This window comes from Clostridium sp. NkU-1, from assembly GCA_001312405.1.
Genome location: BBDR01000024.1, coordinates 24222 through 49754 on the forward strand (window position 1 = coordinate 24222; position 25533 = coordinate 49754).

Below are 25533 nucleotides of genomic sequence, written 5' to 3' on the forward strand. Positions count from 1 at the left end.
GAAAAGAGGAAGATAAAAAGTTGGGAAACAGGTATATGGAATCAGAAAGTCCTGACAGCAGAGGAGAAACAGGCGTGATTTCCTTTGATGATGGAAGCTCATGTTCCTATAAAATCATAAAATCAGACAGGCAAACCATGGCCCTGCAGGTCACGAAAAAGGGAGAGGTTTTCGTAAGGCTTCCACGGCGCCTTCTTTCGGGCTGGACATGAGCTGGTGCAGAAGAATAAAGAATGGGTCTTTGCACAGGTGGAAAAGCTCCAAAAAGCCATAGAGCAGAAGAATGATTTTCATTGGGCGGAAGGGGCTTTGGTGCTTCTTTACGGAAACAGCCGCATCCTTCATGTGAAGCCTGATAATAAGAAGAATGCTTTTTGTATACAGGACACAAAGGATAGCCTGGTGGTTTCCGGGCCAATGGCATCCGATAAGGAGAAAGAGCAGGAAGCAGCCGTAAAAGAGGCGGTGAAGCTTTGGTACAGGAGGGAAGCCAGAGGGTATCTGGAGGAAAAGGCGGCCAGGTGGTCTGCTGTTATGAAGGTGGACTATGAGAAAATTGCAATACGGGATCAGGCGACCCGGTGGGGAAGCTGCAGCGCCAGGGGGAATTTAAATTTTAACTGGAGGCTTGTGCTCCTTCCTGAAGAGCTGGCTGATTATGTGGTGGTGCATGAACTGGCACACCGCATTCAAATGAACCATTCCCATGCATTTTGGGCGGTTGTGGAAAGCGTATTACCGGATTACCGGTTAAGGAGGAGGGAATTAAAGCGCTATGAAGCTGAAATTTATCAGAAATATTAATATTAAAACAAAGCTCCTGCTTTTAGGTGGGATCAGCATTATGGGACTGATTTTTATGGGAACGGAATCGGTGATAACAGCCAGGCAGATCAATGAAGCAAGTACGGAAATTTCCCAGTCCTGGGTACCGGCCATTATCATTGCCGAAGAACTGAATACCAGGACATCAGACTACCGCATAAAGGAATATAACCACGTCATCACCACCGATAATAAGGATATGGACCGGCTGGAGGAAGACATGGCCCGGATCCGGGAAGATATTGCACGCGGCTTTAAAGATTATGAGCTTTATATCTCCAGTGAATCGGACCGGAAGCTCATGGAGGAGGCGGAAGGAGAGTGGAATAAGTATTTAGAGTGCAGCGGCCGCCTGCTGGTCATCAGCCGCCAAAACCACACCCAGGAAGCATTTGATATGATCATAGGGGATTCCAGGCAGTTATTTGATGATGCCAGCAGCGGGCTTTTAAAGGTAGCCGATTTCAACCGTAAAGGATCTGAAGCGGCCAGCATTCACGGGGATAATCTTTATGAACGGCTTGCGAAGGAAAAAAATCATAACCATCTGTCTGATCAGCGGGATTATTTCCCTTCTGGTGATTTATATTATTATGGCCATTGACAAGCCTGTAAAGGCCCTTGTGGAAGGAACCAGGAAAGTTGCCAACGGAGATTTGGAGGTACACCTTCCCTACCGTTCCGAAGACGAGATCGGAATTTTGACCAATTCCGTCAACCAGCTGATTGAGCGGCTTAAGCACATCATTGATGATGAGAAATACCTGTTCCGGGAGATCGGAAGTGAGAATTTTGAGGTGAAATCTACTTGTGAGCATGCATACCGCGGTGATTTTGCCCCTATCCTCTATTCCATTACCAGCTTAATGAGCCGGCTTGATGCGGCCAAAAAACGAAAAGAAAGCGGCGGGTCAGCCGGAACAGCAGAAAATGAAAAAGAAGAACTGGCTAAAAGAGCCGTTTGCAGGGAGATAACGAAACATGGCAGAAGAGAAATGGATGCTTCAGACAAAAAGGGCTGATTTTGAGGAGATGGCCAGATGCTACCACATTTCACCGGTCACTGCGAGAATCATTAGAAACCGGAATGTGATGGGTCATGAAGCAGTGGAAAAGTACTTGAACGGGGAGTTAAAGGATCTGTATAGCCCGCACCTTCTTAAGGATATGGACCGGACTGTGGCAATCCTTAAAGAAAAGACGGGGCAGTTAAAGCCCATAAGGATTGTGGGGGATTATGACATTGACGGAGTCTGCTCCACCTATCTTTTGTTCCAGGCCCTGTCCCAGGTAGGGGCTGTGGTGGACTATGAGATCCCGGACCGGCTAAAGGATGGATATGGGATCAATGAATCCATTATCCGGGCTGCTGCTGCGGATGGCATTGATACCATACTCACCTGCGACAATGGAATCGCCGCAGTAGAGCAGATCAGGCTTGCAAAGGAGCTGGGACTTACGGTTCTTATTACAGACCACCATGATATTATGAAGGACGGCGGCGGTGAGATTCTGCCTCCCGCAGATGCGGTGATAAACCCAAAGCAGGAGGCGTGCCAATATCCTTATCCTGAAATCTGCGGAGGAATGGTGGCTTATAAGCTGGTTCAGGCTCTTTATGAGGCATTTCATGTGCCCATGGAGAAATGGCTTGAGATGGTGGAGTTCGCTGCCATTGCAACAGTGGGCGATGTGATGAAGCTTCAGGATGAAAACCGGATCATCGTAAAGGAAGGGCTGAAACGGATCGGGCGGACAAAGAGCCTGGGGCTGTTAAAGCTTATTGAGAGGAATGATCTGGATAAGGATCAGATAACCGCCTACCAGATCGGGTTTGTGATCGGTCCCTGTTTAAATGCGGGAGGCCGTTTACAGACAGCCAAGCTGGCCCTGTCCCTGCTTCTTTGCCGGAAGGAAGAGGAAGCGGATCAAATGGCACTGGAATTAAAGGCGTTAAATGACCAGCGAAAGGCCATGACAAAGGAAGGGACCAGCGAGGCAGTGGAACAGGTGGAAGCCCTTTATGGAGAGGATAAGGTTCTGGTGGTATACCTGCCGGATTGCCATGAATCCCTGGCGGGGATCATTGCAGGACGGCTTCGGGAATATTTCCAGAAGCCGGCATTTGTCCTTACGGATGGGGAGGAGTGCGTCAAAGGCTCCGGCCGCTCCATTGATACCTACCATATGTTTGACGCCCTGGTAGGGGTGAAGAATCTGCTGTTAAAATTCGGCGGCCACCCGATGGCAGCGGCTTATCCCTTCTTAAAGAGAATGTGATGAATTCAGGAAATGCTTAAATGAACAGGCAAGGCTGACGGAGGAAGATTTCATACGAAAGGTGTGGATCGATGTTCCCATGCCTCTGGAGTACATAAATGAGCCTTTGATCGAAGAACTGGAGCTTTTGGAACCCTTCGGCCAGGGGAATGAAAAGCCTTTGTTTGCTCAAAAGGGCCTCTACATCCGAAGTGTCCGGGTTTTGGGAAAAAAACAGGAATGCCGTGAAATTTTCCCTTGCAACGGAACAGGGAACGCCAATGGATGCCATGCTGTTTGCTGACGGCGATTCCTTTTTAGAAGAGCTGGGAGACAGACGGGCCCTGGATGTAATCTATTATCCTTCCGTAAATGAATACAATGGAAATAAAACACTGCAGATCGTGATAAAAAAATTATAAAATTCCAAAGAGTGTGTGACAGGCTGTATGAAGAGATGCGAAAGGCCAAAATAGAAGATGAGAAATCCTTGACATTGTGAGGAAGAATGTCTTATAATCTACCACAACGGAAATGTGGTAAAAATAAAAAGGAAAAGCGAGGGTGTTGACATGGTAAATGAAGTAATGAAATTTATCACCGGCTACGATAAGGAAGTAGGAGAAGCCATTGAAAAAGAATGCGCAAGACAGAGAAGAAATCTGGAATTGATTGCATCGGAAAACATTGTTTCAGAACCGGTCATGATGGCAATGGGAACCGTGCTTACCAACAAGTATGCAGAAGGCTATCCTGGAAAGCGTTACTATGGCGGCTGTGAGGATGTGGACATTGTTGAAACCATTGCCATAGAGCGTGCGAAACAGATATTTGGCTGTGATTATGCCAACGTTCAGCCCCATTCCGGAGCTCAGGCCAACATGGCGGTCTTTCTTGCCATGCTTCAGCCAGGGGATACGGTTATGGGCATGAATTTAAACCATGGCGGTCACTTAACCCATGGAAGCCCCGTCAACTTTTCCGGTTTGTATTTTAATATTGTCCCATACGGCGTAAATGATGAGGGCTTTCTTGATTATGATGAGATGGAAAGGCTTGCACTTTTACACAAGCCCAAATTAATCGTGGCAGGTGCCAGTGCCTACGGAAGAACCATTGACTTTAAGAGATTCCGTGAGGCTGCAGACAAGGCAGGAGCCTGTCTTATGGTGGATATGCCCATATTGCCGGACTTGTTGCAGCCGGAATTCATCCCAGCCCTATCCCATACGCGGATGCAGTGACAACGACCACTCATAAGACTCTCCGCGGACCGAGAGGCGGAATGATTTTAGCAAATCAGGAAGCTGCGGATAAATTTAACTTTAATAAGGCTATTTTCCCCGGTACCCAAGGCGGTCCTTTAGAGCATGTGATCGCCGGCAAGGCCGTCTGCTTTGGTGAAGCCTTAAAGCCTGAGTTTAAGACCTATCAGGAGCAGGTAGTGAAAAATGCCAAGGCCCTGGCTGCTGCCTGATCAGGCAGGGATTCAATATCCTGACAGGCGGTACGGATAACCATCTGATGCTGATCGATTTAAGAGGAATGGAGGTAACCGGAAAGGAACTGCAGAACCGCTGCGATGAGGTTTATCTCACCCTGAACAAAAACGCAGTGCCCAATGACCCCAGAAGCCCGTTTGTAACTTCCGGTGTCCGTGTGGGAACACCTGCTGTTACCTCAAGAGGTTTAAAGGAAGAGGATATGGAAAAGATCGCGGAGTGTATCTGGCTGGCTGCTACGGATTTTGAAAGTAAAGCTGATTACATCAGAGGTGAAGTGACAAAGATCTGTGATAAATATCCGCTGTATGAATAAAGGAATATAAAAAAGAGGCTGCCATGAGAGGAGTTATAACGGATATTGTGCATGAATTGGGTTATTTATGCGCTGTACCTGATGTGATTTCTTTCATGGCAGCCTTTTCATTTTTTTAACAATTATTTAATACAAGAGCTGTATCAAATATATTATACTATAACAGGCTGAGCACATCGATATTGGTGAGTCCAGCCGCATGATAACCATAAAATCAGATACACAAAGGAGAAAATATGGAATTAACTACCGTCTTAGGTGTTATAGTCGGCGTTGTCGCCGTTGTCGGTGCTATGATTTTTAAGCACATTGATTTTTCTGTCCTTCTTAACCCGGCAGCCTTTTTTTGTTATTATTGTGGGTACTGTGGCTACAATCTTGAATTCATTTCCAGGGAAGAATATTAAATCCATTGGATCGCTGTTCAGAGTCCTTTTTATAAAACAAAAAGGAAGCACTGAAGCTGAAATGATTGATTTAATGTATACTTTGTCAAAACAAGCCCGTTCTGAGGGCCTTTTGTCCCTGGAAGCCAAGGCAGAGGAACTTCAAGACCCTTTTTTAAAAAGGGCATCCGTTTGCTTGTTGACGGCGCTGGGGAAGAACTGATCGAAGAGATTTTAGAAACGGAAATTGCTGCAATGGAAAAGAGACATGAAATCAATGCAAGTATTTTTTCATCAGCAGGTACCTATGCTCCTACCCTGGGTGTTTTGGGGGCGGTATTCGGTTTGATCGCTGCCATGTCTTCCATCAATGATACGGAAAGAATGGCGGAAGCAATTGCTGCGGCGTTTATTGCAACGATTCTTGGTATTTTCACCGGATATGTTCTATGGAATCCGTTTGCAAAAAAGCTGAAGGTAAAAAGCCAGCAGGAAGTAATGGCGAAAGAAATTATTATAAAAGGTGTGTTATCCATGCAACATGGTGATTCTCCCTTTATACTCAGGGAAAAATTGCTTGCCGCTCTTCCGAAATCATTGCAGAAGAAATTATCTGAGCAGGACACAGCATCTGATCAAGATAAAAAGGGATAGGGTGATCGCGTATGTCAAAAAAGAGAGAGAATGTACATCAGGAAGAGGAAGCCGGAGAAGCCTGGCTTCTGCCGTATTCGGATCTGATGACCCTGTTGCTGGCAGTTTTTATTGTACTTTTTGCTGTCAGTAAGATAGATGCCGAAAAAGCCCAGCAGATTTCCCAGCAGTTTGCCGGAACAATGATGGATAAAAGCTATGCTGCCGGGGTGTCGTCAGGTACTGGTTCCGGTGGAAATGGAGCACAGACAGGCGGTCCCTTAAATATTGAGACGCAAAGCGAACTGGAGAGCTTTATGGGGGAGTATGAACTCAAAAAGCTGGAAAACTTAAAGACTGAGCTTGATACAAAACTGCATGATCAAGGCATGGATCAATCGGTATCAACCATGATTGATATGCGCGGTCTTGTTATCAGATTAAACAATGCTATATTCTTTGACTCCGGGAGTGCGGAGATTAAAAAAACAGAGCGAGGATACTTTAGTTGAAGTCGCAGGCCTCTTAAATACCATTGATAATTACATACGTGTGGAAGGCCATACCGACAATGTTCCCATTAAACGCAGTGACTATCCTTCTAACTGGGAATTGTCTACTGCAAGAGCTGTAAATGTTGTAAAGCTTATTATTAATAAATGTAATTTTTCGCCGGATAAGCTTATTGCTGTGGGCTATGGAGAGTTTAAACCTGTGGCAGACAATTCAACAGCAGAAGGCAGAGCAAAAAAACAGACGTATTGATATCATTGTCTTAAGTTCGCAATACGATAATCTGGAAGAACATCTTGTAAAGTAAATAAACCACATGAAAAACTGCGCGGCATAAAAGCCGCGCAGTTTTTTCAGGAGGAAATTAAATTAGGCTGTTATGCCTGGTTCTTGAAAGATTCGCAGTCAGTACACTCTTTCCTAGTAGGATTCTGTTCGTGAGTTCCTACTTTAATTTTCTCCAGAGTGCAATAATCTTCGCTTTTTGCATGGTAAGTGCAGTTATCGATGGAGCATTGGATACATTCGTTTTTTCCGTTTACTAGCATGGGTAAACCCTCCTTGATTGATTATTACATTTTATATTGTGGACGAAATCAGTTGAATTATTATGGCAATTTTTTTTCTTAAAAAAAAAGTATGTTATATTTTTTGTTAAGCATTTTTTTTTGACCAAAATTTTTTTTGTATTATTCTAATTTTTTGTCAAAACAGCACAAAATTCTGCTGTATTCAACTATGGAGGTGTAGTATATGGACAATTCACAGCAATACAATCTTATTTACCAACTAGACGGCAGACCTCCGTTAAAAGTGGCGGTTCCTCTTGGTCTTCAGCATGTTATGGCAATGTTCGTTGGTAATCTTGCTCCGATCTTTATTCTGACCGGCGCTATGAGCACACAGGATGCTCCATTTCCACCGGAATTGCGGATCATGATGATTCAGTGTGCCATGTTTGTATCCGGACTTGCCACTCTTCTTCAGCTTTATCCGCTGAAACTGGGAATCATTCAGGTAGGTGCACGCCTTCCTATCGTTATGGGAACCGCTTTTGCATTCGTTCCGACCATGCAGGGGCTTGGGGCAAAGCTGCTAGCGGAGCAGATCGCTCCGGTTGAAGCCATGGGTTACGTATTGGGTGGTGTAATCGTAGGAAGCATTGTGGAGCTGATCATGGGCATTTTCTTAAAGCCGCTGAAAAGATTTTTTCCACCGCTGGTAGTTGGTGCGGTTCTTATTACCATTGGTATTAAGCTGCTTACGACTGGTGCTACCTACTTTGTAGGCGGTGCAGGTGCAACGGATATCGGTGCAGGAAAGTACTGGCTGGTTGGCGGCATCGTGCTGCTGGTCATTGTTCTCCTTAACCGTTTTGCAACCGGTATGTTAAAGGCTACTGCTATTTTAATCGGTATCGTGGTCGGCTATGTTGTGGCTGCTTTTTCGGGAATGGTGAATTTTGATACGGTTGCCAATGCAGCATGGTTCAGCGTTCCGATGCCATTTATGATCAAGCCCCTGTTCCGGTCAGACATTATTTTCCCGTTCTTTGCGGTATATGTGGTTGCAGGTCTTGAAACCATGGGCAATGCAAATGGTATCACCATTTCCGCTTTTGGACGTGAAGCTACTGCAGAGGAGATTTCCGGCGGAATTATATCTGATGCTATCAGCTGTGCATTTGCAGGTATCTTCAATGTTCTTCCAAATACGGCGTTTGGCCAGAACGTAGGTATCATTGCAATGACTAAGGTCATTAACCGGTTCTGTATTGCTATGGGCGCCATAGTTCTGATCCTTGCCATCACTCTTGGTCTTGGCTTTGGTGTAGGGAATTTAAGCGACTCAGTTAAAGAAAACTTCCCTGCTGTGCTCCATTTTATCTTTGCGGAACCAGTGGCTTCCGTCTGTATCGTAAGTGTTCTGGCCTGTCTCCTTTTAAAACCGGAATTTTCCAAAAAGGCTGCAGAGAAATAAGCTGTATTCCAGCAATTATAATAGATAGAGCCCTCGTCCGGCTGACAAGCCGGGCGGGGGTTTTCTGGTTTCCCATATAGGAATCACGGCACCCCACAGGCTGTTGGAGCCAGGAAAAAGATGTGGTATACTGGTTAAGCGGATATTCGTAATCCGCTTTGCTGCTTGATTCGGTTAAAAAAGGGAGGGAAAAGGATGAAGAAAAAAAATAATGGTTACAGGCTCAGAGGGCTTCCTTGGAGGAAGAATTGCCGCATATTATGAACGAGAGTATGATGTGATCCGTGTGGGCCGCAGGAACCTGGATATTAGGGATGAAGAGGCAGTGGCAGAATATATAAAGGATAAAAGTCCTCATGCGGTGATCCATTGCGCTGCCATATCAGACACCAGGGTATGTGAGGACAACCGGTTGCTTTCTGAGGCGGTGAACCGGAGAGGACCTGTAAACATGGCCAAAGCATGCAGGAAAAGCGGCAGCAGGCTGCTTTTTATGAGTTCCGATCAGATTTATGGGGGCAGCAGGCAAAAAGGACCAAATAAGGAAACCGATGAAGTCCCTCTTATCAATGTTTATGGAACCCACAAAAAGCAGGCGGAGGATGAGATCCTGGAGATTTTACCTGAGGGAATCTGTCTACGCCTTTCATGGATGTATGATTTCCCGGTCAGGGGCCTTAAAAGCAGCCCAAACCTTTTAGTCAGCCTGCTGAGATCCATGGTGCAGAACCGCCCCATCAGGCTTTCGGTTTCCGATTACCGCGGCATTACCTGGGTACAGGAGGTGGTGAAAAATATAGACCCTGCCATGGAGCTGCCTGGGGGAATCTATAATTTTGGAAGTGAAAGCACCCTTTCCGCCTATGAAATAGGAAGCAGGGTCTTTCAGATGCTTGATAAAAACGGAAACAGAGGGGATTTTGTGATTCCCCGTGAAACAGGGGCCAGGGATAATCCCAGAAATCTGACCATGGATATGGGAAAGCTTAAGGCCCATGGGATCGGCTTTTCTGAAACAGTGGAAGGATTTTTGAAATGCCTTGATGAAAGCCCTGAATATGTTCATGCCTTAATAGGAGAACCTGTTGTCGAATTTTGACGAATTTAATAAAAAAACCCATAAAGCCATTGTCAAGACCGGAAGGAGTATGATATACTCTTTTCGGTTTTTCTAATATATAATACATTATTTATAATCAATACTAATAAATAAAATGACGTTTTACTGATAGATAAGGGAAAACCGGCTAGCAGACAACGAGGAAAGCTTGAGAGCCAGGAGGATAGTTCCAATGATTCGATTTAAAAATTATGTAAAAGCAGAAAACCTGGAGGAGGCCTTTGCGCTGAATCAGAAAAAGAGCAGTGTCATAGGCGGAGGCATGATGTGGCTGAAGGTACAGAACCGGGTGAAGATGACGCTGGTGGATTTATCCGGGCTGGGGCTTGACGGGATTGAGGAAAGGGAAGACGAGTTTTCCATAGGCGCTATGTGCACCCTTCGACAGCTGGAAACCCATGAAGGTCTGAATGCCTGCTTTAACGGCGTTTTTAAAGAGTGCACCCGTTCTATTGTAGGTGTCCAGTTCCGCAACGGAGCGACAATAGGAGGAAGCGTGTTTGGCCGGTTCGGATTTTCTGATATTATCACCTGCCTTCTGGCTCTTGACACCTATGTGGAGCTGTACAAGGGAGGCATGGTTCCTTTGGACGAATTCTGCCGGATGAAGAGTGACAGGGATATCCTGGTCCGCATTCATATAAAAAAGGATGGAAGGAAAGCGGGCTATGCCTCCCAGCGCATGTCGAAAACGGATTTTCCTGTGATCGCCTGCTGTGCGGCACGAAAAGCTGGAAAGCTTTATGTCTCCGTAGGGGCAAGACCGGCAAAGGCAGAGCTGGTCGTGCTTTTAGAAGGCCAGGATTGTCTTAAGGAAGAGCTTGCCAAAAAGGCATCAGAAGGCTTTACCTATGGTACCAACATGAGGGGAAGCGGAGATTACCGGAAGCATTTGGCTGAAATATACATAAAAAGGCTTTTAGAAGCGCTGGATCAGGAGGGACGGTAAATGGAGGTCGAATTTACATTGAACGGAAAATTGGTGTATGAGGAAATTGCAGATGACACTACCTTATTCCAGCTGCTTAGAAGGAAGGCCTGCTACAGCGTGAAATGCGGCTGTGAAACGGAAAACTGCGGACTTTGTACGGTGTTAGTCAATGGAAAATCAAGGCTTTCCTGCTCATTTTTAGTTGCCAGGGCAAACGGCTGTGAGGTGGTGACCTTAGAAGGCGTGGAAAAGGAAGCCAAATTGTTTGGAACGTATCTGGCGGAAGAAGGAGTGGAACAGTGCGGATTCTGCAGTCCGGGACTTATTATGAATGTGCTGGCAATGGAAAGGGAAGAAGTGTTTGATGAAGAAGGGATAAGAGAGTATCTGGCCGGGAATTTGTGCCGGTGCAGCGGCTATATGGGACAGCTTCGGGCGATAAAGAAATATTTAAGCAGAGGAGAAAATAGGGATGAATTATAAAATGCGTACGGTAAATACTTCTGTGAAAAAGAAGGATGCCATGGCCCTGGTAACCGGAAAGCCTGTGTATACCGATGACCTGGCTCCCGGAGACTGTCTCATCGTAAAAGTCCTAAGAAGCCCTCATGCCCATGCGCTGATCAAGGAGATCCATAAGGAAAAGGCGGAAAAGGTGGCTGGAATCGCCTGTATTCTTACCTATAAAGATGTTCCACAGAAGCGGTTTACAATGGCAGGACAGTCCTATCCGGAGCCAAGCCCCTATGACAGGCTGATTCTGGACCAGAGGATGCGCTTTGTGGGAGATGCGGCGGCCATCGTAGCCGGTGAGACGGAAGATGCGGTGGATCATGCCCTGCGCCTTTTAAAGGTAGAATATGAGGTTTTGGAACCGGTACTGGATTTTAAGCAGGCAAAGGATCATCCGGTGTTAGTCCATCCGGAAGAAGACTGGCTCACGCTCTGTCCGGTGGGCGGGGATAATAAAAGGAATTTGTGCGCTTCCGGAAGGGAAGAGCATGGCAACGTTGATGAGGTATTAAAGCAATGTGATTATGTGGTGGAACAGGTTTACCATACAAAGGCAAACCAGCAGGCAATGATGGAAACCTTCCGGGCCTATTCTTATCTGGACGCTTATGGGCGTTTGAATCTGGTGGCATCCACACAGATCACCTTTCATGTGAGAAGGATCCTGCTCATGCCCTGGATATTCCAAAGTCCCGGATCCGCGTGATCAAGCCTCGGATCGGCGGCGGCTTCGGCGCAAAGCAGACCGTGGTGGCTGAGGTGTATCCGGCAATCGTGACGATGAAGACCGGCAGGCCGGCCAAGATGATCTATAGCCGGTATGAGTCTCAGATCGCCTCTTCTCCCCGCCATGAGATGGAAGTTCATGTGCGGGTGGGAGCCAATAAGGAAGGAATCCTTCAGGCAATCGATTTGTATACGCTGTCAAATACAGGGGCTTACGGGGAACACGGACCTACTACAGTAGGCTTATCCGGACATAAGACCATCCCCCTTTACCGGACGGCCAAAGCCTTCCGATTCGAATATGATGTGGTTTATACAAACCGCATGTCCGCAGGGGCTTACCGGGGATACGGAGCCACTCAGGGTATATTTGCGGTGGAATCTGCGGTCAATGAGCTGGCGGAAAAGATTGGAATGGATTCCGTAAAATTAAGGGAATTAAACATGGTAAAGGAAGGCGATGTCATGCCTGCTTACTATGGGGAAACTTTAAACAGCTGTGCCTTAGACCGGTGTATGGCCCGGGCAGGGAGATGATCCGCTGGGATGAGAAGTATCCCAGGGTTGATATGGGAAATGGAAAGGTGCGGGGCGTAGGTGCAGCCATGTCCATGCAGGGTTCAAGTATATCCGGACTGGATGTGGCTTCCGTGGAGCTGCGCCTTAATGACGATGGCTTTTACACCCTTATGATCGGAGCTTCCGACATGGGAACTGGCTGCGACACCACCCTTGCCCAGGTGGCTGCTGATTGCCTGGAATGCGATTTAGATGAGATCGTGGTCCACGGAACGGATACGGATGTTTCCCCTTATGATTCCGGTTCTTACGCTTCCAGCACCATGTATCTGACCGGAATGGCTGTGGTAAAGGCCTGCAAGGAGATGCGGGAAAAAAATCATAAGAAAAGGTGCCCAGTTTCTTGAATGCCCGGAGGATTCCCTGGAATTTGACGGAAATAGGGTCTACCAACCGTCGGGAGAGCTGGAAATATCCTTAAAGGATATAGGAAACAGGGTCATGTGCTTTAATGAAGACATGCTCACTGCCGGAGCCAGCCATACGTCTCCTGTATCGCCGCCTCCCTTTATGGTGGGAATGGCTGAGGTTGAAGTGGATAAGGAGACCGGTGAGGTAGAGCTTCTGGACTATGTGGCGGTTGTGGACTGCGGAACAGCCATTAATCCCAATCTGGCCAGGATCCAGACCGAGGGCGGAATCGCCCAGGGCATTGGCATGGCAATGTACGAAGATATCACTTATTCTTCCAAGGGGCAGATGCTGCAGAATTCCTTCATGCAGTACAAGCTTCCGACCAGGCAGGATGTGGGAGATATCCGGGTGGAATTTGAAAGCAGCTATGAGCTACAGGGCCTTTTGGAGCCAAGTCCATTGGTGAGATCGTGATCAATACGCCTTCTCCTGCCATTGCGGATGCAGTAGCCAATGCGGTAGGAGTGAGAATAAGGGAATTGCCTGTTACGGCTGAAAAGGTGTATTGGGGAATGAAGCAGTAATATTTCATGATCAGGACCAGGTCTTTGAACTTGGTGTGATAGAAGAGGGATAATAGAAAGAGCGCCGGACATTTGGTTCCGGTGCTTTCTTTTGTCTCTTTTTTTCGTTTGATTATATAAATGATGACTGTTGATAAAAACAATCACCTGACTCTATGAACAGGTGATTGCATTGATAATAACATGGGTGTATGATGGGAAAAGAGAAAGGAAGGGAGGATTTATGGAGGCTTTAATCAGAGCAGAAAACGTGTGCAAGGATTATGAAGTGGGTGAGGTCAGGGTCCAGGCCTTAAAGCATGTTTCTTTTGAGATTCTCCGGGGAGAATTTATTGTGATTTTAGGGCCAAGCGGGTCTGGAAAAAGCACCCTTTTAAATATATTAGGCGGAATTGAAACCGTTACCAGCGGGACTGTCTATTACGACGGTACGCCTCTTTCCTGGGGAGACTTAAAGAGCCTTACGGCCTATCGCCGGGCCCATGCCGGGTTTATCTTTCAGTTTTATAATTTGATGCCGGGACTGACTGCACTGGAAAATGTGCAGCTGGCGGCAGAGCTTTCTAAGGATCCTTTGGACCCGGAAACGCTGCTTGGGCAGGTGGGGCTTTTGGACAGGGCTGGCCATTTCCCAAGCAGGCTGTCGGGAGGCCAGCAGCAGAGGGTGGCCATTGCCAGGGCCTTGTGCAAGAATCCTGATATCCTTCTTTGCGATGAACCTACGGGGGCCTTAGACAGCGCCACAGGAAGCCAGATATTAAAGCTGTTGTCAGACTTTAACAGGCAGTATGAAAAGACGGTGCTTTTAATCACCCATAATGAAAACATTGCAGAGATTGCAGACCGGGTTTTTTATTTTAAGGATGGATGTCTGGAACGGATTCGTGTCAATGAAAAACCTTTAAAGCCGGAGGAGGTGGTCTGGTAGTGAAAAGCTTCCGCAAGAACGTAGTCCGGTGTGCCAGGCAAAATCCAGGGTCTTTTCTTGGGGCGGTTTTCATCATTGCCATCGGCATATTTGTCTATGTGGCTATGATGGACACATTGAGAAACTTAGGGGACCAGGTGCAGCATTATTATGACAGAAGCGCCATGCAGATGTATTTGCCCAGGTTTCAGGAATCTCTGAAGTGGATTTAGAACGGTTAAAGGAGATTCCGGGGATTGAAGAGGTTTCCGGAAAAATGGCCGTTGATGTCAGACTGTTTGCCCCTTCCCAGACGGAGATCGTAACGGTGCATCTGCTGTCTTACGATTCCTCGGATTCCTTAAACAGATTAATGTTAAAAGGGACGGGGACGGGAAAGGACAGCATTTATCTGGGCAACCGGATGGCCGGATTATATGGATACGAAAACGGAACACCTCTCACTCTCATGATTGATGGGAAAAGCGTGAGATGTGAACTTGCCGGAACCTGTTACGGGCCGGATTACATATATGCCATTCCTCCCGGAGGAGCCATGATCTGACGGTGAGATTTACGACATTGCCTGTATAGAAAAAAACAGGATGGAGGAGTTGACAGGGAAAAATGATTCCATGAATGAGCTGGGGTTCCGGCTGGCAAAAGGATATACCTATGAAGACGTGCGCTATCAGCTGATGGACCGCCTTTCCGGGTATGGCCTGATTTCTCTCTCTTCCAAGGAAGACCAGGTCAGCTATAATATGGTAAAGGGAGAGATCAATGAGCTGTACTCCATGGGAACGGTACTCCCTGTCCTGTTTATGTCGATTTCCGTGTTCATGCTCTATGTGGTATTAAAAAAGATGATAGACAGGGATCAGAGCCTTATCGGCACTATGAAATCCTTTGGAATGAGAGACGGGGAACTGATTTTGGCATACCTTTACCAGGCGCCGAGGTGGGGGTTTTAGGTGCTTTGGCCGGAAGTATTCTGGCGGTTCCTTTTGGTAAGTATATGTTTCTTATATATGTGGACTTTTTTTAATCTGCCGGACACGGTCTATCACAGCTATATGAATACAAGGATAAGCGGCATGGGCATCGCGGTGGGGACCGGACTTCTGGCGGTTTATTTAGGGGTCAGGGGAATCTTAAAGATCACTCCGGCCCAGGCCATGAGGCAAAGGCTCCTGTTGCCGCAGGGAATTTAAGGCTGCCCGCTTTTTTGGCCTCCAGGTTTGGTGCCATGGAAAAAAATGGGGCTCCGCTCTGTAGTGAGGAACCCTTTTCGCGGTTTTTTGATTATCCTGGCCATTGCATTTCCTTTTTCCATGTCTTCTGTGCTTTTTTTCTTTTAATGGAGTAGCAGATCAGATGTTTCTCGATCAGTTCAGCAAGGTGCAGACCTATGATATACAAATTTCCCTGGACCGTTATGTGTCCCCCTTCCAGGGGGAATCGGCAGGGGAAGAAATCAGAGGCGTGGGGAAGAGCGAAGCAGTCATCCAGAAGGCAGTGGAATTAAAGCATGAAAATCTGTCGGAATTTGCCATGATTTACGGACTGAACCGGGGATCTGACATGTGGAGGATCATGGATCTCTACGGCCGGTTTTATGAACCGCCGGAGGATGGGATTATTATAAACAGCCGGATTGCAGATAAGCTCCATCTGGAGGAAGGGGATGTTATGGAAGTTTCTGTTCCCGGCCTGACTGCAGAAGCGGTAAAGGTTCCGGTAAAAGCTGTCATAAAGGAGAGCCTGGGAGGCGGCTGCTATATGTCGGCAAAGGGATTTTTCCGTTTTTTTGATTCAGTCCCAATGGCAGGAACCATTCTATTAAAGGTGGAAAAAGGAAGGCTTAATGAAGTCCGGGAAGAACTTTTAAAAACCAGCCGGGTGACCTGGATGGTGGATACCGGCCGCATCACCGAGAGCTACCGGGATATGATGGGCAGCATGATGGCAATGGTCCAGATGTTTTCCCTTATGGCTGTGGCGGCGGGAGGGATTCTCATTTATAATATTTCCATGATCAATATCAGGGAACGGATCGCAGAGCTTGGAACGTTTATCATCATGGGAGGGACGGACAAGGAGATCGGAAGGATTCTCCTGTTTGAACAGGTGGTCTACTTTATTCTGGGGATTGTCTTAGGAGTGCTTGGGAGTATTGGGGTAAAGTACCTTTTGGAGCATCTGGTCATATCCGATTCCTATACCATTGATCTGGCTATACGGCCATCCTGCTATGGGATAGCGTTTCTTACCTGTCTTTTAATGGCAGGGGCTTCTTTGCTGGCCCAGACGCGGTTTGTAAGAAAGATAAGACTCACGGATATTTTAAAGGAAAGGGAGTAAGCTTATGAAGATCCGAATGGAAGGCAGGAAAAAGAAATTGTGCTTTCTGGCTGCAGGAATCGCCCTTGTGCTGATCATAGGGTGGACTGCAGTTAAAAGTTTTAAGGGCACCCCGGTGCAGACCGCGGTGGCTTCCTGTGAAAATGTAGAAGACCGTTATACAGAGGAAGGAACCATTACGGCGGGAGGGGAATACCGCCTGGTTTCAGAGGTATCAGGGCCGGTAAAGGAGGTCATGGTCAGGGAGAATGATGGGGTGAAGGCAGGAGATATCCTGTTTACCATTGATGACAAGGACCTATTACATGAAAAATCCCTTTGTGAAAGCGCACTGGCAGGGTATAAGGCCAAGCTGGAGCAGAGCCGGATCGGACAGGTGATGACGTCATCCCCTCAGGAGTATCTGGATTCCATAAGAGCGGAAGTGTCGGCAAAGGAGGCAGATTATCAGGCGGCAAAAACTCTTTTTGACGCTTCCCAGTCCCTGTATTCGGCCGGAAGCATTTCCAAAATCGAATGGGAGAAAGACAGAGCTTCTTATGAATACGCCTCTCTGGCATGGGAGCAGGCAAAGAGCAGGTATGAGGAAAGCCGCCGGTTTTTAGAGAGCTTAAAGGCGGGCGGCATTGATGAAACTACCATTAACGGAAGGTTTTATGAAAGCGTGGAGGAACAGTTAAAGGCCCAGATCAAATCCCAGGAAACTACCATGGAGCAGCTGGAAGACAGATTGAAAAAATGTGTGGTGGCTGCGGACAGGGCTGGAATCGTTACCTCCCTTCCGGTGAAGGATATGTCCTACATACAGGCAGGGGAAACTGCAGCGACCATAAGCGGGCGGGGAAAGGTCCAGGCAGAGTCTGACGTGCTTACCAGCATTGCGCCCTATCTTTCCCCGGGAGATAAGGTGACAGTGATCCTGCAGCTTAGGAATCAGGACCAAATGTACAGCGGGACCATAAGCCAGGTCTATGACTATGCAGCTAAAGGGACCTCTGCCCTGGGAATGGATGAATACAGGGTGCATGTGAAGATCGATATGGAGGAGAATCCGGAGCTGGAAGGAAAGGAAGGGTATGGGGCCAATATCCGCTTTACCCTGTATCAGGGGGAAAACAAGCTGGTGATCCCTTCAAGCGCTGTTTTTGAACTGGATGACCAGAAGTACGTCTTTGTGATTAAAAACGGAAAGGCGGAAAAGCGGCCCGTTAAGATCGAATACAGGACCGCATCCCAGGCGGTCATAAAAGAAGGGCTGACAGAGGGAGAGAAGGTCATTGACCATGTGGACTCGGAAGAGATCTATGAAGGGGCAAAAGTGTATGCAGCTTCATAAAGAAATAAAAGGGCGGCAGCATGGAAATTCCAATGCTGCCGCCTTATTATATGTTATTATTTTATCTTATCGTAGCTGGATTCTTTGATGGTTCCATCGCTGTTGGTCTTGTAGTATTTACCGTCGCCATCCTGGATGTTTGTCTTGCTCTTTGCAAGCTTTCCGCTTGTACCGACTAAGTACTCTTTCTCATTGTATTCCACTACTTTATACTTTTCATCTTTGTCAGCCTTGATCAGTCTGCCCTGAATGTAGATGCTGTCATCGGTGATGGTATTGTAGCCGGCTCCCTTGTTGCTTCCAGCCTTGCGGAAGTTGTAGGTGTATTTCTCGCCGTCAATATCAATGGTTGTCTTTCCGGTTGCCATAGCGCCTTCCTTTGGAGATGTGCCGAAGTAGTAAACCTCTGCTGCATCATCTACTGCAGGGAAATCGCTTTCAGTTTCGATCTCGTCGTAGGTCGCGATTGTCTTACCTGATTCAAAGGTCAGTTTATAAAGACCCTGAAGCATTTCGCCCTTTTCGTTGAAGGCATAGCTTAAACCGTTAATGGACTTAATCTGGCTTGTTGTCAGCTGTCCGTTGGTAGAAGAATAGAACCAGTATTCTGTACCGTCATCATAAGCTTCTGCATCAACCTCTTCACTTGGAACAGTCTTGAACCAGCCTTTTGCAAGCCAGCACTGTTCTGGGAGATTGTAATACTGGTTTCCAGAGCTTGTTGTTGAAGCGGAGGCTAAATCATACCATTCGGATTCAGCGGCTCCATTTTCATTGAAGCGGTATTTTAAGCCGTTGATGGTTTTGGTGGTATCCTTTACCTTCTTGCCGTTGGTACCGAAATAGAACCAGTAAGCACCGTTAAAGTTGTCTTTTTCATTTTCTGAATCTTCAACTTCAATGGATTTCCATCCGTTAGCCTGAGCGCCGTCAGAGGAATCTCCTAAGTAATAGATTCCGTCCTTCCATGCGTCGTCACCGGTCTGGCGTGTGGATTCTTCATTGACCCAGCCAAACAGCATTCTTCCTTCTGAATCAAAGGAATAGTTATGGAATTCTCCATTGGCAACCTTTATGGATTTAAAGGAAGTTTTGCCGGAGGTAGGAGCCTTGAAGGCCTTTCCGTTGCTGCCAAAATAGTACCAGTAGGTATCAGGCGCATCTTCTTCATCCTGGTCGGCATTAATTTCACGCCATTCATTTGCAACCATGGCCCCTGATGAATTTACATAATAGTAATTGCCGTCGGATTCGATTAAGCTGCTTGTAGCCAGCTCGCCATCTTCGTTTAGATAGAACCAGTTGTCACCGGATTTGCGCCAAGATTCGGTTGTTACGTCTCCGTTGGAATCGTAGTATACCCAGGTGTCATTTTCCTGTGTCCAACCTGTGCTGCAAAGGAGGTCATGGATGCACCTATGGTAAAGATCGCTGCGGCGCAGGGAATCAGCCATTTAAGTTTCTGTTTTCTCATGTTTGTTCTCCTTTCATAAGAACCCTTTTTGTTACTTTTTTCAGCAGGTCTTGCTGATGGAATGACTTTAAACCATGGAGTTGGTCTAAGGTCAAGTGATGTAAAAAAGGCGTAAGAATGCGTAAGAAAAGCCGTAGAAGTTAAGAAAACCGTAATCTCACCATATTCTGGAAGCTGTTCCTGTGACTGGAAATAGGGGACTGGAGTCAGAGATAGCCTGGACCGCAAAGGGAAGATAAAATAAAAAAAGAGACAGGAATTTCCTATCTCTTATGCAATAATAATACCACAAAAATGACTTTTTTTTCAAGTCTTGTAATTTAGCCCTGTCTGGAGTAGACTTTGTATTTATCAAAAGAATGGAGGAGTTTTTATGGATGATGGGAAGTGGCTGCAGACTGCAAGTGACAGCTTTCAGATCGCCAGGGTAAAAGAGGCCAATGATTATACAAAGAAATTCGGACTTGCTTTAACGGATGAGGAGGCAGCTTTGCTTATCGGGGAGAGAAAAGATGCATTAAAGGAACAGGAGCGGGTGGAATTCGGGGCGGGAATCTTCCGAAACTGATTTTTGCGTTTTGTGATTCCCCGTATATTTATCAGGATAATTATGTGGATACCCTGGGAAGGCTTCAGGATATGTTCTACCTTTATAAAAATGAATCCTTGGATGAAATTTCCGATGATGAACTGATTGAATTTATGAAGGACCAGTTTGACGGACCATGCCAGGGCTCTCTTGATCATCTGGAGGATACCGGATTGGAGGCCTTTGCCAGACGCGCCCGTTTTGGTCCGGACCTGTATGAGGAAGAAGACGATGAGCTTTGAGGCGGAGGAGTTAATGCCAATCGTGGCAGAATTAGCAGATAAATATACGGGAAAGGAAAGCACCTCCATTACCTATGAAAAGGCAAGGCAGCTCATGGAAGCTGTTCTTTACTGTATCCATGAGTACGAGGCAGATGCGGAAAAAAGACAGGAGCTTATTTCTGTAAATGGGAAGACGGATGCAAAAATGGTTTATAGACTGGGATATGAGACGGTGTTAAGAAATGTGAAGGAAACCCAGATCCTGTATAATAAAATAATACCGGATTTTAAATATTATGAGACTGGTGTTATTATGATACGTTTGTCAAGGGAATCCCCTCCTTCTTTTTGTATTATGATCCCCGTTTCCAGCCTCAGAATCACATTATTACCCTGGATTATCCGGTTTTGTATCCGGTGAATTCTTTGCGGGGAATTGATGCCATAAGCGCCTTTGTGAAGTGTGTCAGCCTGGAACAGGTTTTCTTTGGAAAACTGCCGGATGAGTATGTTCTCCATGTGCTGAGAGCTTATTCCCTGGATCATGGGGAGCTGATCCTTAACCTTGCAGGCATTGTGCTGCGGAATATTCTGGGCTGCCGGATGGCTGGTAAGAGGGTTAATACCCTGGAATATACCCCGGGTGAACTGGAACGGCTGATAAATTATGTAAACCGAAGCAATACAGTCTCATTGGAACAGGAGATGGAAGGGCTGGTTGATGAACTGGTTCGGTCTGTATATGATGGACAGGAAGAAATGGGAGATTATCTAAAGGCCGATCTGCATGATTATTGTTTTGAACTGAAAAATGCAGTGAAAAACCAATGCCTGGATTCCATTCTGGCAATATAAATATGAGAAGAGGGGAGAACACCGCCCAAACGCAGCGTCTGTGCTATGCTGCCAAAGTTTATGGAAGGTCCTTTTGGGAGCATAATTAATATGCTCTATAAACCCGGATCTCAGCCCGCAATGCAAAAGATATGAATTAAAGAAAGTACGTGGCTGATGTGAAATTCAAAAATACCGGGAAGAAGATTCGTCTCTTCCCGGTATCTTTTTTACACTGTTTCCGATGGGGTTTCCCCTTTGCGCATATTTTTCTGGGCAGTGGAGAGCATCAGCTTGATTCGGTTTAACTGGTTTACTTCGCTTGCACCTGGATCATAGTCCACGGCAATGATATTGGAGCCAGGATAAGCTTTCCGAAGCTCCTTAATAACGCCCTTTCCAACGATGTGGTTGGGGAGGCAGCCAAAGGGCTGGGTACACACAATATTGTTGGTGCCGCTGTGGATCAGCTCCAGCATTTCTCCGGTCAAAAACCAGCCTTCGCCGGTCTGGTTTCCGATGGAAACAAAATCCTTTGCCATATCTGCCAGATTTCCGATGTGGGCAGGGGCTGTGAAGTGTTTGCTCTTTAACAGCTCCTTCTTTGCAGTCCTGCGGAAATATTCCAACAGGGAAATCCCCATATTGGATAAGGCTGCGGTGGTTTTCTTGCCGCCTAATTTCTGGGCCTTAAAGTTATTATTGTAGAAGCAGTATAAAAGGAAGTCCATCAAATCCGGCATAACGGCTTCCGCGCCTTCCGATTCCAAAAGCTCTACAATGTGATTATTGGCCAGGGGAGAAAACTTAACAAGGATTTCTCCTACGATTCCTACCTTAGGCTTCTGGCCGGGATTTCTTGGAAGATTGTCAAAATCCCTGATAATTCCCTTTATGTTGCGGGAGAAGGTCATCATGTCCGGGGATTTCTTAGACAAGGACCTGATACACTGTTCCTTCCATTTCTCATGAAGGGAATTGGCTGAGCCAGGCACCTTCTCATAAGGGCGGGTCGCATATAAAACTCTCATAAAGACATCGCCGTATACCACTGCCTGCATGGCTTTTGTCAGCATGGGCAGGGTGATGGTGAATCCCGGGTTTGTCTCCATGTTGTTTGCATTGACGGAAATGACCGGGATATGTCCCATGCCTGATCTCTCCAGGGCCCGCCTGATGAATCCGATGTAATTGGAAGCCCGGCATCCGCCTCCTGTCTGGCTCATGAATACCGCAGTGCGGTCTAAGTCGTATTTGCCGGAAAGAAGTGCATCCATAATCTGGCCCACCACGATAAGGGACGGGTAGCAGGCATCGTTGTTCACGTATTTTAATCCGGTATCAATGGCAGAGCGGTTATCGTTCTGAAGGACTTCTACCCGGTAGCCAAAGGAACGGATGGCAGGTTCAATTAAGTCAAAATGAATGGGTGACATCTGAGGGCACAGGATGGTATAATCTTTTTTCATTTCTTTGGTAAACATAATCCTGTGGTAAGCGCTGGAAACCACCTTTTGCTCGTAGTGGCGTTTGTCACGCACCCGCAGTGCCGCGATCAGGGAACGGATGCGGATCCTGGCGGCTCCCAGGTTATTGACCTCATCGATCTTTAATACCGTATAGATCTTGCCGGACCCGGTTAAGATGTCATTAACCTGGTCTGTGGTAACTGCATCCAGACCGCAGCCAAAGGAATTGAGCTGGATTAAGTCCAGGCGGCTCTCCTTTTTTACGAGAGCGGCGGCCCGGTAAAGTCTGGTGTGGTACATCCACTGGTCAGTAACCACCAGAGGGCGTTCGATTTCAGCCAGATGGGAGACGGAATCCTCTGTAAGCACTGCAAATCCATAGGAGGTAATAAGCTCCGGAATGCCGTGGTTGATTTCCGGATCCACATGGTAGGGGCGGCCCGCAAGCACGATTCCATGGCGGTCGTTGTCTTCCAGCCATTTTAAGGTTTCCTCGCCCTTTTTCTCCATATCGGTCCTGGAAGCCATAAGCTCCTTCCAGCCCTTTTCGGCAGCAGCAGCAACTTGAGACGCCGGGATCTGGAATTCCTTTGTAAATATCTCTGTCAGGCGTCCGGTAAGTATTTCTTCGTTGGTAAAGGCCATGAACGGGTTTAAAAAGCGGATATTTTCCGTCTTAATACCTTCTACGTTGTTCTTGATGTTCTCTGCGTAGGAGGTGACAATGGGACAGTTAAAATGGTTTCCCGCCTCAGGGGTCTCATTCCGCTCATAGGGAATGCAGGGATAAAAAATGGTTTTGATTCCCTGCTTGATCAGCCATTCAATGTGGCCGTGGGCGATCTTTGCCGGATAGCATTCCGATTCGCTTGGTATGGATTCAATGCCCAGTTCATAGATCTTTCTGGTGGACTGAGGGGAGAGCACGGTCCGGAATTTCAGTTCCTTAAAGAAAACAGCCCAGAAGGGGTAGTTTCATACATGTTTAAGACCCTGGGAATGCCGATGGTGCCCCGCTCCGCAAGATCCGGGCTAAGGGGCTCGTAATCGAACATACGGCGGTTTTTATAATCAAAAAGGTTTGGTATTTCCCTCTTTGCTTTTTCCTTGCCAAGGCCCCGTTCACAGCGGTTTCCCGTAATGAACTGGCGGCCTCCGTCAAAACGGTTAACGGTGAGCACACAGTTGTTGGTGCAGCCCTTGCAGCGGGCCATGGAGGTTTCGTAATGCAGTCCCAGAATTTTATCCAGGCTCAGCATGGTGGTTGTTTTGGATTCCTCATAGCGTTCCCTTGCAATGAGAGCGGCGCCGAAGGCTCCCATAATGCCTGCAATATCAGGGCGGATGGCTTCACAGCCTGCAATCTTTTCAAAGCTTCTTAAAACGGCATTGTTGTAAAACGTACCGCCTGAACCACTACATGCTGGCCCAGATCGGAGGCGTTTGTGATCTTTATTACTTTAAACAGGGCATTTTTAATAACAGAATAAGCGAGCCCTGCGGAAATATCGGATACCTCGGCCCCTTCCTTTTGGGCCTGCTTTACGTTGGAATTCATGAATACCGTGCATCTGGTCCCTAAGTCAGTGGGGTTCTTGGCAAATATAGCTTCCTGTGCAAAATTTTCTACCTGATAATTTAAGGAGTTTGCAAAGGTTTCAATAAAGGAGCCGCAGCCCGAGGAGCAGGCCTCGTTTAACTGGACGCTGTCCACGGTACCGTTTTTGATGCGGATGCATTTCATGTCCTGCCCGCCGATATCCAGGATGCAGTCTACCTCTGGCTCAAAAAAGGCTGCCGCATAGTAGTGGGAGATGGTCTCCACCTCGCCCTCATCAAGCAGGAACGCTGATTTTAACAGGGCTTCTCCGTATCCGGTGGAACAGGACCATACGATCTGGCTGTCCTTTGGCAATTGTTCCTTGATTTCACTCATGGCCCGGATCGCTGTTGCAAGAGGGCTTCCGTTATTGCTGCTGTAAAATTTATATAACAGGGTGCCGTCTTCACCTACAAGGGCCACCTTTGTGGTGGTGGAGCCTGCATCGATTCCTAAAAAGCATTTTCCATGGTAGGAGGATAAATCACCCTTTTTAACGCAGTGGCTGTTGTGGCGTTCTATGAATGCGTCAAAATCAGCCTGATCCGCAAACAGGGGTTCCATGCGTTTTACTTCGAATTCCATTCGGATGCCGGAGGATAAGCGGTTTATCATTTCCTCCAGGGAGATGTCCCCTCCCTGTGTTTCCTCTGCATTCATGGCCGCACCGATAGCGGCAAATAAATGGGAATGCTCCGGAGAGATGATCTCATCCCCGGATAAATGGAGGGTGCGGACAAACGCCTTCTGAAGCTCAGGAAGGAAATGCAGTGGACCGCCAAGGAAAGCTACATTGCCTCTGATCGGCTTTCCGCATGCCAGGCCGCTGATGGTCTGATTCACCACTGCCTGAAAAATGGAAGCTGCAAGATCTTCCCTGGTAGCCCCTTCATTGATGAGCGGCTGGATGTCTGTTTTTGCAAATACGCCGCAGCGTGCTGCAATGGGGTAAATGGCCTTATAATTGGCCGCATATTCATTTAATCCGGAGGCATCGGTCTGTAAAAGTGCTGCCATCTGATCGATAAAGGACCCGGTACCGCCGGCACAGATCCCGTTCATGCGCTGGTCAATGCCGCCGGTGAAGTAAATAATTTTTGCATCTTCTCCGCCCAGTTCGATTGCCACGTCGGTCTGCGGGGCATAATCCTTAAGAGAGGTAGCGACTGATACCACCTCCTGGACAAAGGGAACCTTTAAATGCCTGGACAGAGTTAATCCGCCGGAGCCTGTGATGGCAGGGCGCAAATTCATAGGGCCCAACTTATCATAGGCCTTCTTTAAAAGGCCTGCCAGTGTTTCCTGTATGTTTGCATAATGCCGCTCATAATCAGCGAACAAGATATCATGATTTTCATTTAATATAGCTATTTTAACCGTAGTGGAACCGATATCGATTCCTAATGTGCGATATGTAATCATATGTGCGGGGTCTCCCCCTGCCTCCTTTTGTGTAAAAGTAAGTTGCTGACTCACCGAACATCAGTTTAACATAAAATAAGAAATAATACAATT

The 25533-nt window shown here is 47.0% G+C and carries 24 protein-coding genes and 5 pseudogenes; 26 read left to right on the top strand and 3 right to left on the bottom strand.

Features of this window, described 5'->3' with window-relative positions; translation table 11 throughout:
- The first annotated feature begins 35 nt into the window (after positions 1-35).
- The 12 genes and pseudogenes from JCM10519_RS33215 to JCM10519_RS23075 all read left to right on the top strand — a co-directional run bounded on the left by JCM10519_RS33215 (position 36) and on the right by JCM10519_RS23075 (position 6686).
- A complete protein-coding gene (locus JCM10519_RS33215; protein WP_347845226.1) occupies positions 36-212 on the top strand; it encodes a hypothetical protein in 177 nt (58 codons plus the stop codon).
- A gap of 4 nt (positions 213-216) precedes the next feature.
- Positions 217-804 (top strand): SprT family zinc-dependent metalloprotease, encoded by a 588-nt coding sequence (locus JCM10519_RS23045; RefSeq protein ID WP_347845227.1) that lies wholly within the window; start codon positions 217-219, stop codon positions 802-804.
- Complete coding sequence (locus JCM10519_RS33220) at positions 776-1429, top strand: MCP four helix bundle domain-containing protein (protein ID WP_347845228.1); 654 nt, start codon at positions 776-778, stop codon at positions 1427-1429. The genes JCM10519_RS23045 and JCM10519_RS33220 overlap by 29 nt, the downstream gene beginning before the upstream one ends.
- Entirely contained in the window at positions 1419-1847 is a 429-nt protein-coding gene (locus JCM10519_RS33225) for a HAMP domain-containing protein (RefSeq protein ID WP_347845229.1), read from the top strand. The genes JCM10519_RS33220 and JCM10519_RS33225 overlap by 11 nt, the downstream gene beginning before the upstream one ends.
- Positions 1807-3105 (top strand): single-stranded-DNA-specific exonuclease RecJ, encoded by a 1299-nt coding sequence (gene recJ, locus JCM10519_RS23055; RefSeq protein WP_347845230.1) that lies wholly within the window; start codon positions 1807-1809, stop codon positions 3103-3105. The genes JCM10519_RS33225 and recJ overlap by 41 nt, the downstream gene beginning before the upstream one ends.
- A 61-nt stretch (positions 3106-3166) precedes the next feature.
- Positions 3167-3388, top strand: coding sequence for a hypothetical protein (locus JCM10519_RS33230; protein WP_347845231.1), 222 nt, complete (start codon positions 3167-3169; stop codon positions 3386-3388).
- Positions 3366-3506 carry a hypothetical protein gene (locus JCM10519_RS33235; RefSeq protein ID WP_347845232.1) on the top strand — a complete coding sequence of 47 codons (141 nt, stop codon included), beginning with the start codon at positions 3366-3368 and terminating at the stop codon, positions 3504-3506. The genes JCM10519_RS33230 and JCM10519_RS33235 overlap by 23 nt, the downstream gene beginning before the upstream one ends.
- A gap of 150 nt (positions 3507-3656) precedes the next feature.
- Positions 3657-4902 (top strand): annotated as a pseudogene (glyA, locus tag JCM10519_RS23060) (serine hydroxymethyltransferase).
- Positions 4903-5138: 236 nt separating this feature from the next.
- Positions 5139-5309: a hypothetical protein gene (locus JCM10519_RS33240; protein WP_347845233.1), complete on the top strand. Its 171-nt coding sequence runs from the start codon at positions 5139-5141 to the stop codon at positions 5307-5309.
- Between the two features lie 153 nt (positions 5310-5462).
- Positions 5463-5942 (top strand): annotated as a pseudogene (locus JCM10519_RS33245) (MotA/TolQ/ExbB proton channel family protein); the annotation flags it as partial.
- A gap of 11 nt (positions 5943-5953) precedes the next feature.
- The gene (locus JCM10519_RS23070; protein ID WP_054742160.1) at positions 5954-6433 is read left to right on the top strand and encodes a flagellar motor protein MotB; all 480 of its coding nucleotides are present in this window, start codon (positions 5954-5956) and stop codon (positions 6431-6433) included.
- Entirely contained in the window at positions 6393-6686 is a 294-nt protein-coding gene (locus tag JCM10519_RS23075; protein WP_347845234.1) for an OmpA family protein, read from the top strand. The genes JCM10519_RS23070 and JCM10519_RS23075 overlap by 41 nt, the downstream gene beginning before the upstream one ends.
- 125 nt (positions 6687-6811) lie before the next feature.
- On the opposite strand, the gene JCM10519_RS33250 is transcribed toward JCM10519_RS23075, so the two are convergent.
- Complete coding sequence (locus JCM10519_RS33250; RefSeq protein ID WP_347845235.1) at positions 6812-6982, bottom strand: DUF1540 domain-containing protein; 171 nt, start codon at positions 6980-6982, stop codon at positions 6812-6814.
- A gap of 205 nt (positions 6983-7187) precedes the next feature.
- On the opposite strand from JCM10519_RS33250, the gene JCM10519_RS23080 reads away from it, so the two are divergent.
- From JCM10519_RS23080 to JCM10519_RS23135, 11 genes and pseudogenes are all read left to right on the top strand, one after another.
- The gene (locus JCM10519_RS23080; RefSeq protein WP_054742165.1) at positions 7188-8414 is read left to right on the top strand and encodes a solute carrier family 23 protein; all 1227 of its coding nucleotides are present in this window, start codon (positions 7188-7190) and stop codon (positions 8412-8414) included.
- A 211-nt stretch (positions 8415-8625) separates the two neighbouring features.
- Positions 8626-9513 (top strand): sugar nucleotide-binding protein, encoded by an 888-nt coding sequence (locus JCM10519_RS23085; protein ID WP_054742167.1) that lies wholly within the window; start codon positions 8626-8628, stop codon positions 9511-9513.
- 193 nt (positions 9514-9706) lie between these two features.
- Positions 9707-10483 carry an FAD binding domain-containing protein gene (locus tag JCM10519_RS23090; RefSeq protein WP_054742169.1) on the top strand — a complete coding sequence of 259 codons (777 nt, stop codon included), beginning with the start codon at positions 9707-9709 and terminating at the stop codon, positions 10481-10483.
- Positions 10484-10948, top strand: a complete 465-nt coding sequence (locus JCM10519_RS23095; RefSeq protein WP_054742171.1) for a 2Fe-2S iron-sulfur cluster-binding protein — start codon at positions 10484-10486, stop codon at positions 10946-10948.
- A gap of 1 nt (position 10949) precedes the next feature.
- Positions 10950-13221: pseudogene (locus JCM10519_RS23100) on the top strand (molybdopterin cofactor-binding domain-containing protein).
- A 223-nt stretch (positions 13222-13444) separates the two neighbouring features.
- Positions 13445-14149 (top strand): ATP-binding cassette domain-containing protein, encoded by a 705-nt coding sequence (locus JCM10519_RS23105; protein WP_054742199.1) that lies wholly within the window; start codon positions 13445-13447, stop codon positions 14147-14149.
- Positions 14149-14361 carry a hypothetical protein gene (locus JCM10519_RS23110; RefSeq protein ID WP_054742173.1) on the top strand — a complete coding sequence of 71 codons (213 nt, stop codon included), beginning with the start codon at positions 14149-14151 and terminating at the stop codon, positions 14359-14361. Before JCM10519_RS23105 ends, JCM10519_RS23110 begins: the two co-directional genes overlap by 1 nt.
- On the top strand, positions 14352-14693 hold the full coding sequence (locus JCM10519_RS23115; protein ID WP_054742175.1) for a hypothetical protein: 342 nt from the start codon (positions 14352-14354) through the stop codon (positions 14691-14693). Before JCM10519_RS23110 ends, JCM10519_RS23115 begins: the two co-directional genes overlap by 10 nt.
- Positions 14694-14742: 49 nt before the next feature.
- Positions 14743-15102: an FtsX-like permease family protein gene (locus tag JCM10519_RS23120; RefSeq protein ID WP_054742178.1), complete on the top strand. Its 360-nt coding sequence runs from the start codon at positions 14743-14745 to the stop codon at positions 15100-15102.
- 403 nt (positions 15103-15505) lie between these two features.
- The gene (locus JCM10519_RS23130; RefSeq protein WP_054742181.1) at positions 15506-16492 is read left to right on the top strand and encodes an FtsX-like permease family protein; all 987 of its coding nucleotides are present in this window, start codon (positions 15506-15508) and stop codon (positions 16490-16492) included.
- Positions 16493-16496: 4 nt separating this feature from the next.
- On the top strand, positions 16497-17828 hold the full coding sequence (locus JCM10519_RS23135) for an efflux RND transporter periplasmic adaptor subunit (protein ID WP_054742183.1): 1332 nt from the start codon (positions 16497-16499) through the stop codon (positions 17826-17828).
- A 56-nt stretch (positions 17829-17884) separates the two neighbouring features.
- Here JCM10519_RS23135 and JCM10519_RS23140 read toward each other — a convergent pair whose 3' ends face one another.
- Entirely contained in the window at positions 17885-19282 is a 1398-nt protein-coding gene (locus JCM10519_RS23140; RefSeq protein ID WP_347845236.1) for a cell wall-binding protein, read from the bottom strand.
- A gap of 393 nt (positions 19283-19675) precedes the next feature.
- On the opposite strand from JCM10519_RS23140, the pseudogene JCM10519_RS23145 reads away from it, so the two are divergent.
- From JCM10519_RS23145 to JCM10519_RS23155, 3 genes and pseudogenes are all read left to right on the top strand, one after another.
- A pseudogene (locus tag JCM10519_RS23145) lies at positions 19676-20133 on the top strand (DUF6323 family protein).
- Complete coding sequence (locus JCM10519_RS23150) at positions 20123-20536, top strand: DUF6179 domain-containing protein (protein ID WP_054742185.1); 414 nt, start codon at positions 20123-20125, stop codon at positions 20534-20536. Before JCM10519_RS23145 ends, JCM10519_RS23150 begins: the two are co-directional and overlap by 11 nt.
- Entirely contained in the window at positions 20464-20970 is a 507-nt protein-coding gene (locus tag JCM10519_RS23155; RefSeq protein WP_347845237.1) for a DUF6179 domain-containing protein, read from the top strand. The genes JCM10519_RS23150 and JCM10519_RS23155 overlap by 73 nt, the downstream gene beginning before the upstream one ends.
- Positions 20971-21179: 209 nt before the next feature.
- Here JCM10519_RS23155 and JCM10519_RS23160 read toward each other — a convergent pair.
- Positions 21180-25440: pseudogene (locus tag JCM10519_RS23160) on the bottom strand (acyl-CoA dehydratase activase-related protein).
- Positions 25441-25533 lie beyond the last annotated feature (93 nt).

Bases quoted from the DNA above. Each gene is read 5' to 3' on its own strand.
- JCM10519_RS33215 (WP_347845226.1), top strand. From the start codon at position 36: ATGGAATCAGAAAGTCCTGACAGCAGAGGAGAAACAGGCGTGATTTCC.
- JCM10519_RS33220 (WP_347845228.1), top strand. From the start codon at position 776: ATGAAGCTGAAATTTATCAGAAATATTAATATTAAAACAAAGCTCCTG.
- JCM10519_RS33235 (WP_347845232.1), top strand. From the start codon at position 3,366: ATGGATGCCATGCTGTTTGCTGACGGCGATTCCTTTTTAGAAGAGCTG.
- JCM10519_RS23130 (WP_054742181.1), top strand. From the start codon at position 15,506: ATGTTTCTCGATCAGTTCAGCAAGGTGCAGACCTATGATATACAAATT.
- JCM10519_RS33240 (WP_347845233.1), top strand. From the start codon at position 5,139: ATGGAATTAACTACCGTCTTAGGTGTTATAGTCGGCGTTGTCGCCGTT.
- JCM10519_RS23090 (WP_054742169.1), top strand. From the start codon at position 9,707: ATGATTCGATTTAAAAATTATGTAAAAGCAGAAAACCTGGAGGAGGCC.
- JCM10519_RS23080 (WP_054742165.1), top strand. From the start codon at position 7,188: ATGGACAATTCACAGCAATACAATCTTATTTACCAACTAGACGGCAGA.
- JCM10519_RS23135 (WP_054742183.1), top strand. From the start codon at position 16,497: ATGAAGATCCGAATGGAAGGCAGGAAAAAGAAATTGTGCTTTCTGGCT.
- JCM10519_RS23150 (WP_054742185.1), top strand. From the start codon at position 20,123: ATGAGCTTTGAGGCGGAGGAGTTAATGCCAATCGTGGCAGAATTAGCA.
- JCM10519_RS33225 (WP_347845229.1), top strand. From the start codon at position 1,419: ATGGCCATTGACAAGCCTGTAAAGGCCCTTGTGGAAGGAACCAGGAAA.
- JCM10519_RS23070 (WP_054742160.1), top strand. From the start codon at position 5,954: ATGTCAAAAAAGAGAGAGAATGTACATCAGGAAGAGGAAGCCGGAGAA.
- JCM10519_RS33250 (WP_347845235.1), bottom strand. From the start codon at position 6,982: ATGCTAGTAAACGGAAAAAACGAATGTATCCAATGCTCCATCGATAAC.
- recJ (WP_347845230.1), top strand. From the start codon at position 1,807: ATGGCAGAAGAGAAATGGATGCTTCAGACAAAAAGGGCTGATTTTGAG.
- JCM10519_RS23085 (WP_054742167.1), top strand. From the start codon at position 8,626: ATGGTTACAGGCTCAGAGGGCTTCCTTGGAGGAAGAATTGCCGCATAT.
- JCM10519_RS23095 (WP_054742171.1), top strand. From the start codon at position 10,484: ATGGAGGTCGAATTTACATTGAACGGAAAATTGGTGTATGAGGAAATT.
- JCM10519_RS23105 (WP_054742199.1), top strand. From the start codon at position 13,445: ATGGAGGCTTTAATCAGAGCAGAAAACGTGTGCAAGGATTATGAAGTG.
- JCM10519_RS23140 (WP_347845236.1), bottom strand. From the start codon at position 19,282: ATGGCTGATTCCCTGCGCCGCAGCGATCTTTACCATAGGTGCATCCAT.